The following is a 15,284-nucleotide window of genomic DNA, read 5'->3' as shown; positions in this document are numbered from 1 at the left end:
CCGCCGGTGATCTCCGCTGGACGGCGGTCATGCGGCCCCGTGCCCGGTGTGGGCGAATTCGCGGTGAACTCGGGGCCAAGAGTGGCCGGTTACGGCAGGATGCGGTGGCATGGACGCCGTACGGGTCGCGCTGCTGCGCGAAGTGCTCGCCGGAACCGAGTGGTTGGGGGCCACGCGGCGGTTCGCCGGGGTGCTGCGGGGGTCCGTGGTCTCGCACGGCGGCGGGTTGCTGCTGGTCGGCACCCGGGAGTACGAGCCGTGGCATCTGGCGGCGCACCTCGTGGACGAGGCGGCCTGGTCCGGTACGCCGGAGCTGGCGCCGACGCTGGTACGCCATGACGCGCGCCCCTCGGATCCGGCGCACCTGGCGGTCGGGCTCGGCCGGATCGAGGCGGCCCGGCGGGGCGAGACGCTGCTGGTGGTGTCGCCGCAGGGACCCGGGAAGACGCTGCTGGAGCGGGTGCACGACGCGCGGCGGGCCGGGGCGACGGTGCTGGCGCTGGGCACCGCCGAAGGGGACCTCGCGACGATGGCGCACGACGTGCTGGCCGTCGGCGCGGAGTCGGAGCTGGACCTGGACACCGTGCAGCACCTGGTGAGTGCTGCGGCGGGCGAGACCGCGCTGCCCACGGCCCGGGGCCGGCGCCGCCTGCGGGACCGCCTGTCCCGCCTGGCCGACACACTGACGTCCCCGCCGCCGCCCCGCTGGTGACCCGGGCCCGCCACCGGGCACGTGGGAGGGGCCGCCCTGGAAGGCGCGCCCGGCTCGCCGGCCCCGACACGGCTCCGCCGCCCCACCCCCTGACGACCGCCCCCACCACCGACGCCCCGGACCGCCCCCTGACCACGCCCACCACCCACGCCCCGGACCACCACCGGCACACACGCGTACCCGGACCCGCCCACCCCCGACGGCGACCGGCTCACCGGCCCCGGCACGCCCTTCACCGACCCACCCCACCACAGACCCCCCGGACCGCCCCGGACCACCACCGGCACACGCGCGCAGCCGGACCCGCCCACCCCCGACGGCGACCGGCTCACCGGCCCCGGCACGGCCTTCACCAACCCACCCCTTGACCACGCCCCACCACAGACCCCCCGGACCGCCCCCTGACCACGCCCCGCCCCCCCCGGGTCACGCCCCACCACGGACCCCCCGGACCGCCCCCGTAGGCCGCGGCGGCGGGCCTGCGGAAAAGCGATTGCCCCGGGCCCCCACCCGGTCCGAACATGGCCTCTCGTGAACGACGAAGTCCCGCCCCGGCCCCCCACCGGCCTGCGCGCCCTCCTCCCCGACCTCGCTCCCTGGCGGACGTCCGCCGACTTCCGCAGGCTGTGGATCGCGGGCCTGATCACCAACTTCGGGAGTTTTCTGACCTTCGTCGCGCTGCCGGTGCAGATCAAGGAGCTCACCGGGTCGGCCGTCGCCGTGGGCGCGATCGGGGCCGTGGAGCTGGTCCCGCTCGTCGTGTTCGGGCTGTACGGCGGGGCGCTCGCCGACGCCTGGGACAAGCGCAGGCTGATCCTGTGGACGGAGGCCGGGCTCGGCGTGCTCTGCGCGGCGCTGCTGGTGAACGCGCTGCTTCCGGACCCCGCGATCTGGCCGCTCTACGTGGTCGCCGCCCTGTCCTCCGCGCTGATCTCGGTCCAGCGGCCCGCGCTGGACGCGCTGACGCCCCGGATCGTGGCCCATGAGCACCTGCCGGCCGCCGCGTCGCTGAACGCGCTGCGCTGGCAGGTCGGCGGCATCGCGGGCCCGGCGCTGGCGGGTGTCGTGGTGGCGTACGCCGGGCTGGGCTGGGCCTACGCGCTGGACCTGGCCACCTTCGCCGTCTCCGTGGCGCTTGCGGCCGGCCTCGCCGCCTCCCCCGCGTCCCACGAGGCGGCGAAGCCTTCCTGGACGGCGATCGCGGAGGGCGCCCGGTACGCGTGGAGCCGCAAGGAGCTGCTGGGTACCTACACCGTCGACCTCGCGGCGATGTTCCTGGCGATGCCGCTCGCCGTGCTGCCGTTCCTCGCGGACGAGTTGCACGCGGCGTGGTCGCTGGGGCTGATGTACGCGGCGATTCCCGCGGGGGCCCTGCTGGTGAGCCTGACCAGCGGCTGGACGTCGCGGGTGCACCGGCACGGGCGGATGGTGGTGCTGGCGGCGGCCGGCTGGGGTGTGGCCATGGCCGCGGCGGGCATCGCCGGCAACGTGTGGCTGGTGCTGCTGTGCCTGGCGCTCGGCGGTGCCTTCGACATGGTCAGCGGCATCTTCCGGGCGGCGATGTGGAACCAGACGATCCCCGACGAACTGCGCGGCCGGCTGGCCGGGATCGAGCTGCTGTCGTACTCGGTGGGTCCGCAGCTCGGCCAGGTCCGCGCGGGCGGCATGGCCGCGTGGGCCGGGGTGCGGGCGTCGATCTGGTCCGGCGGGCTGCTGTGCGCGGGCGCGGTGGGGCTGCTGGCGCTGTGCCTGCCGAAGCTGATGACGTACGACGTACGGACGAACGAGCACGCGACGCGGCTGCGCGCCCAGCGCGCGGCCGCGTCGACGGCGGCCTGATCAGTCCTCGTCGCGCTCCCCCCGCCCGACGGTGTCGTGCCAGCGCGGGTCGTTCTCCCATTCGAGGTTCCGCTCGCGGGCGGTCTCCATCGCGCGGGTGGCCTCCTCGCGGCTGGAGTACGGGCCGAAGCGGTCCTTGTTGGGGCACTCCGGCCCCTCCTCGACCTTCTTGTGTTCCAGGCAGTAGTACCACTCGCCCGCTTTGCCGACGGTGCGCTTCTTGAACAGGGCCATGACCGGCTCCTTTCGCCAGGGGACATGGTCTCGTATGCCCGCTGGTTAGACTCGCTGGCATGTCTGGCCAGTCGCTGCTCGTACCAGGGGAGCTGTCTCCCACCCGTTCCGTGCCCGGAAACATCCGCCGGCCCGAGTACGTCGGCAGGCCCGCGCCCGCGCCGTACACGGGGCCGGAGGTGCAGACGCCCGAGACCGTCGAGGCGATGCGGAGCGCGGGGCGGATCGCCGCGCAGGCGATGGCCGAGGCGGCGAAGGCGATCGCGCCGGGTGTGACGACGGACGAGCTGGACCGGGTCGCCCACGAGTTCCTCTGCGACCACGGCGCCTACCCTTCCACGCTCGGCTACCGGGGCTTTCCGAAGTCCCTGTGCGCCTCCGTCAACGAGGTGATCTGCCACGGCATCCCCGACTCGACGGTCCTGCGGGACGGCGACATCGTCAACCTCGACGTGACCGCCTACATCGGCGGGGTGCACGGCGACAACAACGCCACCTACCTGGTCGGCGAGGTGGACGAGGAGAGCCGGCTGCTGGTCGAGCGCACGCGGGAGTCGCTGAACCGGGCGATCAAGGCGGTCCGGCCGGGCCGGCAGATCAACGTCATCGGGCGGGTCATCGAGTCGTACGCCAAGCGCTTCGGCTACGGCGTGGTCCGTGACTTCACCGGGCACGGCATCAGCACGTCGTTCCACTCGGGCCTGATCGTCCCGCACTACGACGCCCCGCACGCGACCACCGTGATGCAGCCGGGCATGACCTTCACCATCGAGCCGATGCTCACGCTCGGGACGCACGAGTACGACATGTGGGACGACGGCTGGACGGTCGTCACCAAGGACCGCAGGCGGACGGCTCAGTTCGAGCACACGCTGGTCGTGACGGACACCGGCGCGGAGATCCTCACGCTGCCGTAGGTCCCCGGTCCGACGCGGGCCCGCCCTCCTTTCGAGGGCGGGCCTTTTCCTGTGCGGCCGGGTGCGGGGGACGCGAAGGAGGGGTACAAAGTTACCGACAGGCTGTCGGAAAACTGTTGACTTAGGTAAGCCTAACCACAGAAACTGGCCTCATGGACTCCTTCTCGACCCTCATCCGCACCGCTTCCCACGAACAGCACGTGGAGGCGGAGACCTCGACGTTCATGAGCGATCTGCTGGGCGGCCGGCTGGGGGTGGACGCGTACGCGCGCTACACCGAGCAACTGTGGTTCGTGTACGAGGCCCTGGAGGCCGGCGCGGACCGGCTGGCCCCGAACCCGGTGGCGGGCCCCTTCATCCAGCCGCGGCTGTTCCGGCTGCCCGCACTGGAGCGGGACCTCGCACACCTGCGGGGCCCCCACTGGCGGGCGACCCTCACCGCGCTGCCCGCGACCCGGACGTACGCGGACCGGGTCGCGTGGTGCGCACGCGAGTGGCCGACGGGCTATGTGGCCCACCACTACACCCGGTATCTCGGCGACCTGTCCGGCGGTCAGATCATCCGCGACAAGGCCGAGCGGACGTGGGGGTTCGCGAAGAAGGGCGACGGCGTCCGGTTCTACGTCTTCGAGGAGATCGGCAACCCGGCGGCGTTCAAGCGCGGTTACCGGGAACTGCTGGACGCGATCGACGCGGACGAGCTGGAGCAGCAGCGGATCGTGACGGAGTGCAAGAAGGCGTTCGCGCTGAACACCGCCGTGTTCCGGGCCCTGGGCGAGGAGTTCCCGCTCACGGCGTGAGAGGGGCCGCACCAACGCCGCGGGTCCCCCTCACGGCGTGAGAGGGGCCGCACCAACGCCGCGGGTCCCCCTCACGGCGTGAGAGGGGCCGCACCAACGCCGCGGGTCCCCCTCACGCCGGGCGAGAGGGGGACCGGTGGCCGGCCCGGGCGCCGGTGCCCGGCGTGTTCCGATTCAGAAGTCGAAGACTCCGGTGTGGCAGACCGCGCCCGACCACTCGAGCTCGGCGGTCTCCGCTTCGATGGAGCCCTCGTACGGGCTGCACGGAACGGCGTCGTCGGACGCGGCCCGGTGGTCGAGGGCGGTGGCCGTCGCGGCGCCGGTGGCGGTCAGGGCGGCGGCCAGGACGGTCGCGGCCAGGGCAGATCGGATGCGCATGGGGCTCCTCTCGCGATGCTGAGTGGTCACGCCCATCGGTCCCCGTTCACCACGGCACGCACACGCTGTTCCACCCGTACGGGCGCTCCACCGCCGGTCAGCGCTCCAGCAGGACCCTGCCCCCGACCTCCACCCACCCCTGAGGCTGAGGCGCCGTCAGGATCTGCGAGCCGCCGCCCTGCGCGATGTTCAGGGCCCGGCCCAGCCGGGCCGTGAGCAGCAGGGCGGCGGCACCGGTCGCCTCGTCCTCGTCGACGCCGTCGCCCCGGCCGGGGAAGCCCCGGGCCCGAACGCGCCCCGCGGCCTCGTCCTCCCACGCCCAGGCGTAGATCCACTCCCCCGGCGGCGGTACGGGCAGGTCGTCGACCTCGGCGGCGGTGGCGTACCGCCGGCGCCACGCCCGCCCCCGCCGCGACGGTCCCGGCGGCCGCCGCTCCCAGCGCGCCCGGGGGACCTCGGAGCCGGTCGCGGCCCCTCGGCGACCGGCCGGCCCGGCATCTGGGCGTCGGCGCGCGCCGGGGACGCCGTCGTGGTCGTGCTGCACGACCTGGGGCTCGCCGCCGCACACGCGCACCGCGTCGCCGTGCCGCACGCGGGCCGGGTCGCGGCCGACTGGCCACCGGCGGAGGTGTTCGGCGAGCGGCTGCTCTCCGGGGTCCACGACCAGCCCGTCGAGGTGCTCCCGCGCCCCCGCACCGGAGCGGTTCCGGTGGCTCCGCGCCGGGACCTGTGAGGTCCAGGTCACGGTGTGGCCGCTGTACCCGGTCCGGCCGCCCGCGCGCCGGGGCGCCCCGGTAGGGTTCGCCTCCGGGAAGGGGACGGTGAAAGGACCCGATGAGCAGGGATCGCGGCCCTCGAAGGCTTCGCAGGCTGGACCGGAGTGTGCTCATGGCCGCTTCGGTGACCGCTTTGTCGTTGACGGCGAGCGGGTGCGTGGTGGTGCACGGGGAGCGGGAGGTGCTGCCGGGCGCGACCCAGGACGAGGCGGTCAAGGCGCTCCAGGACTTCACGAGCGCGTACAACAAGGCGGACAAGTCGTACGACAGTTCGCTCGACGCCGACCATGTCACCGGGCCGCTGGCCGCCATCGACGAGGCGCGGCTGAAGGCGGGCCACGTCATCAACCCGGGCGGCAACCCGAACCACTCCCCGCTGGAGTTCAGCGACGTCGCGTACACGATCCCGAAGAAGGCGGGCTGGCCCCGCTGGTTCCTCGCGGACGCCAGGGCGAACCGGGGCGGCGACGCGCGCTGGCTGATGGTGTTCACCCGGGACGGGCTGGACGACGAGTGGGAGGTGTCCTACCTGACCCTCGTGGCGCCCGGGAAGGTGCCGGAGTTCAGGAAGGACAAGGACGGCTGGGCGGAGGCCCTGCCCGTCGGCTCCGCCGAATTCGCGGTGCCGCCGGCCGAGTTGAGCGAGAAGTACGTCACCTACCTCCAGGACGGCGGGGACGGCTTCGCCTCGGGCTCGCACACCAGCGGGTGGCGCCAGGAGCGGGAGAAGAACGGGGAGCGGCCGGGTCTGGTCACCCAGTACCTCGACGCGCCGCTGACCGAGGGCGACTACGCCCCGGTCGCGCTGCGCACCGCGGACGGTGGGGCGCTGGTGTTCTTCACCACGCACCACTACGAGAAGCAGACCGCCGCGGCGGGCACGTCGGTTCCGTCGCCCGGCGAGGACGTGGAGGCGCTGACGACCGGCGAGGTCAAGCAGTCGCTGACGATGGAGTTCGTCTCCAACCAGGTGGCACTGGACCCGAGAAAGGGATCCGGCACCACCAAGGACGAGGTCACCGTGCTGGGCCGCATCCAGGGCCTGACGTCGGCGAAGGGCGAGTAGCCCCGGCCGGCAGGCCTCGCCCACGTGGGCCGCGCCGCGCGGTTGCGGACACCGGGCGTCGAGTGGCCCGAACAGCGGGTGCTGGGTTGTGTGTGCGTCGGGGTTCGGTGGCGTGCGAGCCGGGGTTCGGTGGCGTGTGCGTCGGGGTTCGGTGGCGTGAGCGTCGGGGGTTCGGTGGTGTGGGCGTGGGGGGGCTTCGATGGCGTGCGAGCCAGGGGTCACCCAGCCGCGTAGGCCGGCGGCGCTCAGTGGCGCAGGGGCCAGGCCGTGTTCGCGTGGTCGGGTTCCGTGCCCGCGTGCCGGGCGCAGGCGTCCGTGAGCGCCTCCAGCAGGGTCAGCGGCTCGGGCAGCGGATGCTCGGGGCCGCGCAGCCAGCGCACGGACTGGTCGTCGCCGGGGAGCCGGGCCGGGGGGACGAGTACGTAGGAGCCGCGGCAGTGCCAGCGCAGGCCGGGATGCTCGTCCATCGTCTCGGGGTGGCAGTCCAGTTCGCACGGCCACCACTCGTCCTCCTCCTCGGGCGTGCCGCGGGTGAGGGTGAAGAACAGCATGCGCCCGTCGTCGCTGGTGGCGACCGGGCCGACCGCGACGCCGGAGGCGAGCAGCCGGTCCAGGGCCTCGCGGCCGGCCTCCAGCGGCACGTCGAGGACGTCGTGCGTCATGCCGGTGGCGGTGATGAAGTTGGCCTGCGGCTGGTGGCGGGCCCAGCGCTCGATCTGGGCGCGGTCGGTGGTGGACTGCGTCTGCCAGGCGAACGACACCGGGTGCCGGGCGGGGGTCGGACAGCCGACGCGGTCGCAGGAACAGCGGTAGCCGGGTGCCGGATACGCGGCGGGCGCCAAGGGCAGCCCCGCCTCGGCGGTGGCCAGCAGCTGGGCCTCACGGCCGCCCTCGTCGGCGGCGTCCTTCGGGCGGCGTCCGCGCAGCCACTGGGAGAGTTTGCCCTGCCGGCCGGAGCGGCCGCCGAACTCCGCGCTCATCTATCCCCTCGCCTCGCCTGTTGAACGGTCACCATGCCCCATGGTCCCACCATCCTGCGCCCCAAGGTGCCGCAGTCCCCAACCGGAGCCGGGGGGAGGAGACATACTCCACACCGGGAATCACGCAAAGCCACGGTGGATCACCTGCCGTTACCGGGGTGCGAGGCCGTACAGCGCGTAGTCGACGAGGGTGTCGGTGTACTCGTAGGAGATCGGACCCGTGCGCTGCAACCAGCGCTGCGCCAGCGGGGAGACGAAGAGTTCCAGGGCGATTCGCGGGTCGACGCCGGAGCTGACCTGCCCGGCGGCCTGCGCCGCGCGCAGCCGCCGCACGTACAACTGGAGCTGCGGTTCGAGGAGCTTGGCGACGAACTCCCGGCCGAGCTGCTCGTTGACGACGCCCTCGGCGGCCAGAGCGCGGGACGGGGCTTCGAACTTGGGGTCGAGGAGTTCGTCGACGGTGGCACGCAGGACGTACTTGAGGTCGGCGGCGAGGTCGCCGGTGTCCGGGATGGTGTACTCGTCGTCCGGTCGCCCGCCCGGCCCGCCCGCCTGTTCGGCGGCCTGCTCCGCCGCCTGCGCGCCGAGGTCGAGGAAGGCCTCCAGGAGTACGTCCGCCTTGGACGACCACCACCGGTAGATCGTCTGCTTGCCCACGCCGGCGCGGGCGGCGATGCCCTCGATCGTGGTCTTCGGGTAGCCGGCCTCCGCGACGAGGGCGAGGGCCGCGTCGTAGATCGCGCGGCGTGACTTCTCACTGCGGCGGGCGGAGTCGGGAGCGGGCTTCTTCACCATGCGGCGAATCTACCAGCTTGACAAGACGGAGCGTCTCGCCGCACCCTGACCGGGTCAGCAGCGAGACGCTACGTATCGTTGCACTTGGCGAGCAGGCATGACAGCCACGGACAGGGGAGGCGGGCATGACCCGAGGCGGAGCCGGAAACATGCTGGGAGTCGGCGGCACGCGCCAGAAGCTCGGCCGCAAGGCACTGCGCGGCGGCAACCAGGGCGGCCGCGTCGGCGGCCCGGGCGCCCAGGACCAGAAACGGGAGCTGCTGCGCAAGTTCCAGGAGAAGAGCGCGGGACGGTAGGGGATCAGCGCGGCGTCACGGCGGCCAGGGGTCGCCCCAGCCGGCGTCACGGGCGGCCTTGTAGAGGTCCCCGTGCCGCTTGGTGACCGTCGTGCGGCGCAGCGCCGGCCCGGTCGCCTCGAAGCCCTCGCACAGGTCCAGCAGCACCTGGCCCTTGCGGGTCTGCGGCTTCCGCACGACACGGGAAGGGGCAGGCGCGGGGCGGAAGCGGGTCGCGGCGACGTAGCTGAACTTCTCGTCCTCGTAGGGCAGGGAGCCACCCTTGACCTGCCGGTGCAGGGAGGAACGGCTGACCCGGGCCGAGAAGTGGCACCAGTCCGTGCCCGGGGCGATGGGGCAGGCGGCGCTGTGCGGGCAGGGCGCGGCGATGTGGAAGCCGGCGCCGATCAGACGGTCCCGGGCCTCGATGACACGGGCGTAGCCGTCGGGGGTGCCCGGTTCGACGATCACGACGGCCTGGGCGGCGGTGGCGGCGGCGTCGACGAGGGCGGTGCGGTCGGGGGCGGTGAGCTCGTTCAGCACGTAGGAGACGGTGACGAGATCGGTGCTCTCCACGGTGAGCGCCGCTCCGATACGGGAGCGCTGCCAGCGGGCGTCGCGCAAGGCCGGGTTGGCCGCCGCGATCTCCCGGCCCAGCGCCAGCGCGGGCTCGGCCCAGTCGAGCACGGTGACCGGGCGCGTGCCCTCCCAGGTGGCGGTGACCGCCCAGGTGGCCGCCCCTGTGCCGCCGCCGACGTCCACGTGCCCGCCGGGCACCCAGTCCGGCGTGGCGTCGGCGAGCGCGCCCAGCGCCGCCGACACCGCCTCGAAGGTGGCCGGCATCCGGTAGGCCGCGTACGCGGCCACGTCCGCCCGGTCCCGCAGGATCGGCGCGTCGGTCGGGGTGGTCCCCCGATAGCTCGCGATCAGCCGCTCCACGGCCTGCGCGGCCTGTCTGGGCGGCAGCCCGTCGAGGAGGCCGGCGAGGGCGGCGCGGAGCGTTTCGGAGGCGGGCAGGGGGACGTTCACCGTGCGATTCTCTCAGCTCGCCGGGGCGCCCTTACCCCCCTCTCTCAAGCCGCCCACGCGCCGCTGTCCCTCCCTCAAGCCGCCCAGGCGCCGCTTCCCCCCCCTCTCACCGCTCACGTCGCCGCCCCGCTCATACCCCCCGTACCGCCCGTGCCATCCGCGACCCCGCCCGGGCCCGCGGCCTGCTGTCGGGCGGCCGGCGTCGCGGGTGGACCGTGTTGGCCAGCAGGACCAGGAAGGTGTCCGTCGCCCGGTCCACGACCAGGGACGTGCCCGTGAAGCCGGTGTGGCCGGCCGCTCCCCTGCCCGCCAGCTCCCCCATGAACCACGACTGGTCCAGCGCGAACCCCAGCCCGGGCGGCGTCAGCATCAGGTCGACGAAGTCCGGGCCCAGGATGCGCGCCGGCCCGTACGAGCCGCCCGCCAGCAGCGCCCGGCAGAACACCGCCAGGTCCCGGGCGGTCGAGAACAGACCCGCGTGACCGGCGACCCCGCCCAGCGCCCACGCGTTCTCGTCGTGGACCTCGCCCCGCAGCATCCCCCGGTCCGCCTTCGCCCACGGGCGGCGCTGGTCCTCCGTAGCGGCCGCGTCCGGGCACGGGCCGAAGCGGGTCGACGTCATCCCCAGGGGCCGGGTGACGCCGTCGCGGATCAGTACGTCCAGGGGACGGCCGGTGACACGTTCGAGGACGTGCTGCAGCAGGAGCAGGTTCAGGTCGGAGTAGCGGTACCCGCCCGGCGGGCCGGACGGGGCCTCCGCGCGCAGCCGGGCCAGGCGTTCCGCGTCCGTCGCGCAGTCGTACAGCGGCAGTTCGGGGCGCAGGCCCGACGTGTGGGTGAGCAGGGCGCGGACCGTGATGCCGTACCTGGCGGCGGCCCGGAACTCGGGGAGGTACGCGCCGACCTGCCCGTCGATGCCCAGCGTGCCGCGTTCGATCTGCTGCACCGCTGCGACGGCCGTGAAGAGCTTGGTGAGCGAGGCCAGGTCGAAGACGGTGTCGACGGTCACCGGCACGCGCGCGGAGGGCGGCAGTTCCACGCCCGCGTCCGCCTCCGGGTCGTACGCCGCGTACCGCACCGCGTGGCCCGCCGCCTCCTGCACCGCGAGCACCGGACCCCGCCCGGCGGCCACCACCACGCCCGGCGCCCACGGGCGTTCCCCGGTCGTCAGCTGCCGGACCTCGCGGACCAGGGCACGGAGTTCGCCGGGGTCGAGGCCGGCCCGTTCCGGGGCGCCGGTGCGCAGTCTGGGTGCGCTCAGCTCTCCTCCCCCAGGCTCTCGGTCGCGCGGGTGTTCCAGGGACGGCACATTCCCACGAAGCAGCCGACCGCCACCAGCGCGGCGGCCAGTTGGACGACGGCCATCGGGACGGCGGTGTGCTCACCGGCGACCCCGACGAGCGGGGAGGCGATCGCGCCGATCAGGAAGGACGACGTACCGAGCAGCGCGGACGCGGACCCGGCCGCGTGCCGTACCCGCATCAGGGCCAGCGCCTGGGTGTTGGGCAGGGTGATGCCCATCGCGCTCATCAGCACGAACAGCGCGCCGGCCACCGGCGCGAGCCCCACCTCGCCGAAGGCTCCCAGCGACATCAGCAGCAGCGCGGTCGCGGCCAGCACGACGATGCCGAGACCGACGGCGAGGACCTTGTCCAGACGGACCCGGCCGACCAGCACCCTGCCGTTGATCTGCCCGGCGACGACCAGCCCCACGGAGTTCAGGCCGAACAGCAGGCTGAACGTCTGCGGGGAGGCGCCGTAGATCTCCTGGACGACGAAGGGCGAGGCCGAGATGTACGCGAACAGCGCGGCGAAGGCGAAGCCTCCGGCGAGCACGAAGCCGGTGAAGGGCAGGTCGGCGAGGAGGCGGCGCATGGCGTGCAGGGTCTCGCCGATGCCGCCGCCGTGCCGCTGACCGGCCGGCAGGGTCTCCGGCAGCCGGAACCACACGACCGCCGCGAGCACCACCCCGAGCGCCGCGAGCAGCACGAACACCCCCCGCCAGTCCGTCACCCGCAGCATCTGCCCGCCGATCAGCGGCGCCACGACCGGCGCGGCACCGGAGACCAGCATCAGGGTGGAGAAGAACCGGGCCATCGCGATGCCGTCGTACAGATCACGGACGACCGCCCGGGCGATCACGATCCCCGCCGCGCCCGCGAGCCCCTGCGCCAGCCGGAAGGCGACGAGTGTCTCGACGGTGGGCGCGAGCGCGCACAGCACGGTGGCGACGACGTACACGGCCAGTCCGGCGAGCAGTGGACGGCGGCGGCCCCAGCGGTCGCTCATCGGGCCGACGACCAGCTGCCCGAAGGCCATGCCGGCCAGGCAGGCGGTGAGCGTCAGCTGCACGGTCGCGGCGGGCGCGTGCAGCGCCCGGGTGACGTCGGGCAGCGCCGGGAGGTACATGTCCATGGCCAGCGGCGGGGTGGCTGTCAGGCCGCCGAGGACGAGTGTGACGAGCAGACCGGTGCGGCGCAGCGCACGGACGGGCGGCCGCGTGTCCGCCGCGGCCGCCTGTGCCAGGTCCGGTATCGGTGCCCCTTCGGGCATGTGCCCCTCCCTCTTCGAGCAGTCCGGTCCCTATGCTCTCAGTTCGAACACGGTGCCTGCTGACATCGAACGAGAACGAACGAGAGCGAACGAGGGCGGGGCGGGAATGGGCGCGGACGGCGTGCGGTGGGGGATTCTGGCGACGGGCGGGATCGCGGCGGCCTTCACGGCCGATCTGGTGGACCTGCCGGACGCCGAGGTGGTGGCGGTGGCGTCGCGGACCTCGGCGTCGGCGAAGGCGTTCGCGGAACGGTTCGGGATTCCCCGGGCGTACGGGGACTGGGAGGCGCTGGCGCAGGACGAGGATGTGGACGTGGTGTACGTCGCCACTCCGCACGTGGCGCACCGGACGGCGGCCGGCCTGTGTCTGGCGGCGGGCCGGAACGTGCTGCTGGAGAAGCCGTTCACGCTGAACGTGCGTCAGGCGCAGGAGCTGGTCGCGCTGGCGCGCGAGCGGGGCCGCTTCCTGATGGAGGCGATGTGGATGTACTGCAGTCCGCTGATGCTGCGGCTGAAGGCGCTGGTGGACGACGGGGCGATCGGTGAGGTCCGCAGTGTGCAGGCGGATTTCGGGCTGTCCGGGCCCTTCCCAACCGCGCACCGGCTGCGGGACCCGCGGCAGGGCGGGGGTGCGTTGCTGGACCTCGGTGTGTATCCGGTGTCGTTCGCGCATCTGCTGCTCGGGGAGCCGTCGGACATCGTGGCGAGAGCGGTGCTCTCCGACGAGGGCGTCGATCTCCAGACGGGAGCGCTGCTCTCCTGGGAGAGCGGCGCTCTGGCGTCGGTGCACTGCTCCATCGTCGGCGGTACGCCCGTGGCGGCGTCGGTCGCCGGCAGCCGCGGCCGGATCGACATCCCGTACGGCTTCTTCAACCCCGAGCGTTTCGTCCTGCACCGCGACGGCCGGGACCCCGAGGAGTTCGCCCACGACCCGGCCTCCGGCGCCGCGCACGACAGCCTCAAGCACGAGGCCCGCGAGGTGATGCGTGCCCTGCGCGCCGGTGAGACGGAGTCGCCGCTCGTCCCGCTCGACGGCACCCTCGCCGTGATGCGGACGCTCGACGCGATCCGGGACCGCGTCGGCGTCCGCTACCCGGGCGAGGCCCCCGAGGCGGACCCCACGGCGGAACTCACACGGGCCTGAGCCCCTGCTCCCCCACCTCGGACACGAAGGACGCGGCCGTCGTGACCGGCGCCCGGGGGTGGTCACGTACGGCACGGTCCGGAAGTCGGCCCGGGCCTGCTCCCGGCCCAGCGCGACCCGTCACGCAGCCGCGCCGCCCGTTGTAGAACCTCATGTGCGGGTTGGCGGTCATGTACGCGTCCCAGTTGGCCGGCTTGTCGGCGCCGTCGCGGCCGCTGGCGATCGGTCCGGGACGACGACGGCTTGGCGCGTACACAACACCCGCATGGCGGACTCATGAGTTCCGGATGGCGGACCGTCTCCTACCCTTCAGGGCTATGAGTGCCAAGCAAACCGCCGAACGGCGGTCGAGGATCGCGGTCGTGACCGGTGCGGGCTCCGGGGTCGGCCGCGCGGTCACGGAGGAACTGCTGCGCGCCGGCTGGTCGGTCGCGCTGGCCGGCCGCCGGGAGGAGACGCTCCGGGAGACGGGAGCCCTGGTGCCCGAAGGCTCCTGGGTGGCCGTGCCCACGGACGTGTCGCGGGAGCAGGACGTGAACGCGCTGTTCTCGGCGGCCGTCGAGCGGTTCGGGCGGGTGGACCTGCTGTTCAACAACGCGGGGACCTTCGGGCCCGGCGGGGTGCCGGTCGAGGAACTGGCCTACGACGCCTGGCGGCACGTGGTGGACACCAACCTCAACGGGGCGTTCCTGTGCGCCCGCGCGGCGTACCGGCAGATGAAGGAGCAGGACCCGCAGGGCGGCCGGATCATCAACAACGGCTCGATCTCGGCGCACGCGCCGCGCCCGCACTCCGCCGCCTACACCGCCACCAAGCACGCCCTGACCGGCCTGACCAAGGCGCTGTCCCTGGACGGGCGGCCGTACCGGATCGCGGTCGGGCAGATCGACATCGGCAACGCGGCGACCGACATGACGAAGGCCATGAAGAGCGGCGCCCTGCAGGCGAACGGCGAGGTGGTGCCGGAGCCGGTGATGGACGTCACCGACGTGGCGCGCACGGTGCGGCACATGGCGGAGCTGCCGCTCGAGGCGAACGTGCAGTTCGCGACGGTACTGGCGACGACGATGCCGTACGTCGGGCGCGGCTGAACGCCGGGGAGGAAAGGTGAACGGTCAACCTGCACAAGCGGAGTATGACCGTCCGCCCCATAGCCGCCGGTGGGGAGCCTATGCTCGACTCTCCTCCACAGGAACTCCGCACAAGGGCTTCACACTTGGAGCAGCCGGCTCCCTTCAGCCACACCCAGGGGGAGGGCGGCAGCCGTTCCACGTCGACCGGAGGGGGGACCTCGCGCGGGACCGCGGGGTACGGACCGGCCGGCGAGGAACGGCTGCCGCGTGCACGGCGCCGCCCGGCCGCCCCGTCCCCGGGTCGCTCAGGCCTGTCCGGTCTCGAAGCGGGTGATCCTGCCGTCGTCGCCGACGCTGAAGGTCCACCGCGTGCGCATCTCGCCCCAGGTGTCGTTGCGGTAGCGGGCGATGAGGGAACGGCCGCCGTTGGACTCGTTGTCGACCTCCATGTGGCCGTTGGAGGAGAAGATCTCCCGCTCGACCCACTCGGCGAGGTCACGGTCCGTGCCGTCGTCGGCCATGGTGGCGCCGGGTGCGAGGAGGGTCATGAAGCCCTCGCGGTCATGGGAGTTGACAGCGGCGACGAAGGCGCGGACCGCCGGATCGCTCAGTTTGGCCGTCTGAATCGTCATGCACGCCACCCTCACACCGCCCCCGGCACCCCGCCACCCGAACGGCTGCCAGGGAGGGCCGGGTGGGTGGCGGGCTGCGAC

General features: G+C 73.4%; 16 protein-coding genes and 3 pseudogenes. 9 read left to right on the top strand and 10 right to left on the bottom strand.

The genetic code is table 11. The features are described from left to right. The first annotated feature begins 109 nt into the window (after nt 1–109). Nucleotides 110–712 (top strand): hypothetical protein, encoded by a 603-nt coding sequence (locus ACGF8A_RS05210; RefSeq protein WP_393104374.1) that lies wholly within the window; start codon nt 110–112, stop codon nt 710–712. 531 nt (nt 713–1,243) lie between these two features. After that, nucleotides 1,244–2,551, top strand: coding sequence for an MFS transporter (locus ACGF8A_RS05205; RefSeq protein WP_393104372.1), 1,308 nt, complete (start codon nt 1,244–1,246; stop codon nt 2,549–2,551). Here ACGF8A_RS05205 and ACGF8A_RS05200 read toward each other — a convergent pair whose 3' ends face one another. Continuing rightward, nucleotides 2,552–2,785 (bottom strand): hypothetical protein, encoded by a 234-nt coding sequence (locus ACGF8A_RS05200; protein ID WP_393104369.1) that lies wholly within the window; start codon nt 2,783–2,785, stop codon nt 2,552–2,554. It lies immediately after the preceding gene. A gap of 59 nt (nt 2,786–2,844) precedes the next feature. Here ACGF8A_RS05200 and map point away from each other — a divergent pair, with 59 nt between their 5' ends. Then, nucleotides 2,845–3,702 (top strand): type I methionyl aminopeptidase, encoded by an 858-nt coding sequence (map, locus tag ACGF8A_RS05195; RefSeq protein ID WP_393104367.1) that lies wholly within the window; start codon nt 2,845–2,847, stop codon nt 3,700–3,702. Nucleotides 3,703–3,854: 152 nt separating this feature from the next. Beyond that, complete coding sequence (locus tag ACGF8A_RS05190) at nt 3,855–4,502, top strand: heme oxygenase (biliverdin-producing) (RefSeq protein ID WP_393104365.1); 648 nt, start codon at nt 3,855–3,857, stop codon at nt 4,500–4,502. A 174-nt stretch (nt 4,503–4,676) separates the two neighbouring features. Here ACGF8A_RS05190 and ACGF8A_RS05185 read toward each other — a convergent pair whose 3' ends face one another. Then, nucleotides 4,677–4,880, bottom strand: coding sequence for a hypothetical protein (locus ACGF8A_RS05185; RefSeq protein WP_393104363.1), 204 nt, complete (start codon nt 4,878–4,880; stop codon nt 4,677–4,679). Between the two features lie 97 nt (nt 4,881–4,977). Beyond that, nucleotides 4,978–5,271: pseudogene (locus tag ACGF8A_RS05180) on the bottom strand (PhzF family phenazine biosynthesis protein); the annotation flags it as partial. Between the two features lie 117 nt (nt 5,272–5,388). On the opposite strand from ACGF8A_RS05180, the pseudogene ACGF8A_RS05175 reads away from it, so the two are divergent. After that, nucleotides 5,389–5,613 (top strand): annotated as a pseudogene (locus ACGF8A_RS05175) (hemin ABC transporter ATP-binding protein); the annotation flags it as partial. A 101-nt stretch (nt 5,614–5,714) separates the two neighbouring features. After that, nucleotides 5,715–6,722 carry a hypothetical protein gene (locus ACGF8A_RS05170; RefSeq protein WP_393104361.1) on the top strand — a complete coding sequence of 336 codons (1,008 nt, stop codon included), beginning with the start codon at nt 5,715–5,717 and terminating at the stop codon, nt 6,720–6,722. 245 nt (nt 6,723–6,967) lie between these two features. Here ACGF8A_RS05170 and ACGF8A_RS05165 read toward each other — a convergent pair whose 3' ends face one another. Both ACGF8A_RS05165 and ACGF8A_RS05160 read right to left on the bottom strand, forming a co-directional pair. After that, the gene (locus ACGF8A_RS05165) at nt 6,968–7,702 is read right to left on the bottom strand and encodes a bifunctional DNA primase/polymerase (protein ID WP_393104359.1); all 735 of its coding nucleotides are present in this window, start codon (nt 7,700–7,702) and stop codon (nt 6,968–6,970) included. 150 nt (nt 7,703–7,852) lie between these two features. Further along, entirely contained in the window at nt 7,853–8,497 is a 645-nt protein-coding gene (locus tag ACGF8A_RS05160; RefSeq protein WP_393104356.1) for a TetR/AcrR family transcriptional regulator, read from the bottom strand. Nucleotides 8,498–8,622: 125 nt separating this feature from the next. On the opposite strand from ACGF8A_RS05160, the gene ACGF8A_RS05155 reads away from it, so the two are divergent. Beyond that, the gene (locus ACGF8A_RS05155; protein WP_393104354.1) at nt 8,623–8,793 is read left to right on the top strand and encodes a DUF6243 family protein; all 171 of its coding nucleotides are present in this window, start codon (nt 8,623–8,625) and stop codon (nt 8,791–8,793) included. A gap of 15 nt (nt 8,794–8,808) precedes the next feature. Here the strand turns inward: ACGF8A_RS05155 and ACGF8A_RS05150 are convergent, their stop codons facing one another. The 3 genes from ACGF8A_RS05150 to ACGF8A_RS05140 all read right to left on the bottom strand — a co-directional run bounded on the left by ACGF8A_RS05150 (nt 8,809) and on the right by ACGF8A_RS05140 (nt 12,354). Then, nucleotides 8,809–9,801, bottom strand: a complete 993-nt coding sequence (locus ACGF8A_RS05150) for a small ribosomal subunit Rsm22 family protein (RefSeq protein ID WP_393104352.1) — start codon at nt 9,799–9,801, stop codon at nt 8,809–8,811. 130 nt (nt 9,802–9,931) lie between these two features. Then, nucleotides 9,932–11,110 (bottom strand): serine hydrolase domain-containing protein, encoded by a 1,179-nt coding sequence (locus tag ACGF8A_RS05145; RefSeq protein ID WP_393104350.1) that lies wholly within the window; start codon nt 11,108–11,110, stop codon nt 9,932–9,934. After that, nucleotides 11,059–12,354, bottom strand: coding sequence for a multidrug effflux MFS transporter (locus ACGF8A_RS05140; RefSeq protein ID WP_393104348.1), 1,296 nt, complete (start codon nt 12,352–12,354; stop codon nt 11,059–11,061). Before ACGF8A_RS05140 ends, ACGF8A_RS05145 begins: the two co-directional genes overlap by 52 nt. A gap of 106 nt (nt 12,355–12,460) precedes the next feature. Here ACGF8A_RS05140 and ACGF8A_RS05135 point away from each other — a divergent pair, with 106 nt between their 5' ends. Then, nucleotides 12,461–13,498, top strand: a complete 1,038-nt coding sequence (locus tag ACGF8A_RS05135; RefSeq protein ID WP_393104346.1) for a Gfo/Idh/MocA family protein — start codon at nt 12,461–12,463, stop codon at nt 13,496–13,498. On the opposite strand, the pseudogene ACGF8A_RS05130 reads toward ACGF8A_RS05135, so the two are convergent. Further along, nucleotides 13,485–13,721, bottom strand: a pseudogene (locus tag ACGF8A_RS05130) (alkaline phosphatase); the annotation flags it as partial. The gene ACGF8A_RS05135 and the pseudogene ACGF8A_RS05130 overlap by 14 nt on opposite strands. 94 nt (nt 13,722–13,815) lie before the next feature. Between ACGF8A_RS05130 and ACGF8A_RS05125 the strand changes: the two are divergent. After that, nucleotides 13,816–14,589: an SDR family oxidoreductase gene (locus tag ACGF8A_RS05125; protein WP_393104344.1), complete on the top strand. Its 774-nt coding sequence runs from the start codon at nt 13,816–13,818 to the stop codon at nt 14,587–14,589. A 287-nt stretch (nt 14,590–14,876) separates the two neighbouring features. Here ACGF8A_RS05125 and ACGF8A_RS05120 read toward each other — a convergent pair whose 3' ends face one another. Then, nucleotides 14,877–15,203, bottom strand: coding sequence for a nuclear transport factor 2 family protein (locus ACGF8A_RS05120; protein WP_393104342.1), 327 nt, complete (start codon nt 15,201–15,203; stop codon nt 14,877–14,879). Nucleotides 15,204–15,284: the final 81 nt, after the last annotated feature.

Origin of the sequence: Streptomyces sp. NPDC047706 (assembly GCF_043204795.1) — a bacterium.
GTDB lineage: Bacteria > Actinomycetota > Actinomycetes > Streptomycetales > Streptomycetaceae > Streptomyces.
This window is presented reverse-complemented; position numbering and strand designations above follow the sequence as displayed.

Bases quoted from the DNA above. Each gene is read 5' to 3' on its own strand.
- ACGF8A_RS05160 (WP_393104356.1), bottom strand. From the start codon at position 8,497: ATGGTGAAGAAGCCCGCTCCCGACTCCGCCCGCCGCAGTGAGAAGTCA.
- map (WP_393104367.1), top strand. From the start codon at position 2,845: ATGTCTGGCCAGTCGCTGCTCGTACCAGGGGAGCTGTCTCCCACCCGT.
- ACGF8A_RS05135 (WP_393104346.1), top strand. From the start codon at position 12,461: ATGGGCGCGGACGGCGTGCGGTGGGGGATTCTGGCGACGGGCGGGATC.
- ACGF8A_RS05210 (WP_393104374.1), top strand. From the start codon at position 110: ATGGACGCCGTACGGGTCGCGCTGCTGCGCGAAGTGCTCGCCGGAACC.
- ACGF8A_RS05155 (WP_393104354.1), top strand. From the start codon at position 8,623: ATGACCCGAGGCGGAGCCGGAAACATGCTGGGAGTCGGCGGCACGCGC.
- ACGF8A_RS05165 (WP_393104359.1), bottom strand. From the start codon at position 7,702: ATGAGCGCGGAGTTCGGCGGCCGCTCCGGCCGGCAGGGCAAACTCTCC.
- ACGF8A_RS05125 (WP_393104344.1), top strand. From the start codon at position 13,816: ATGAGTGCCAAGCAAACCGCCGAACGGCGGTCGAGGATCGCGGTCGTG.
- ACGF8A_RS05185 (WP_393104363.1), bottom strand. From the start codon at position 4,880: ATGCGCATCCGATCTGCCCTGGCCGCGACCGTCCTGGCCGCCGCCCTG.
- ACGF8A_RS05190 (WP_393104365.1), top strand. From the start codon at position 3,855: ATGGACTCCTTCTCGACCCTCATCCGCACCGCTTCCCACGAACAGCAC.
- ACGF8A_RS05120 (WP_393104342.1), bottom strand. From the start codon at position 15,203: ATGACGATTCAGACGGCCAAACTGAGCGATCCGGCGGTCCGCGCCTTC.
- ACGF8A_RS05140 (WP_393104348.1), bottom strand. From the start codon at position 12,354: ATGCCCGAAGGGGCACCGATACCGGACCTGGCACAGGCGGCCGCGGCG.
- ACGF8A_RS05170 (WP_393104361.1), top strand. From the start codon at position 5,715: ATGAGCAGGGATCGCGGCCCTCGAAGGCTTCGCAGGCTGGACCGGAGT.
- ACGF8A_RS05200 (WP_393104369.1), bottom strand. From the start codon at position 2,785: ATGGCCCTGTTCAAGAAGCGCACCGTCGGCAAAGCGGGCGAGTGGTAC.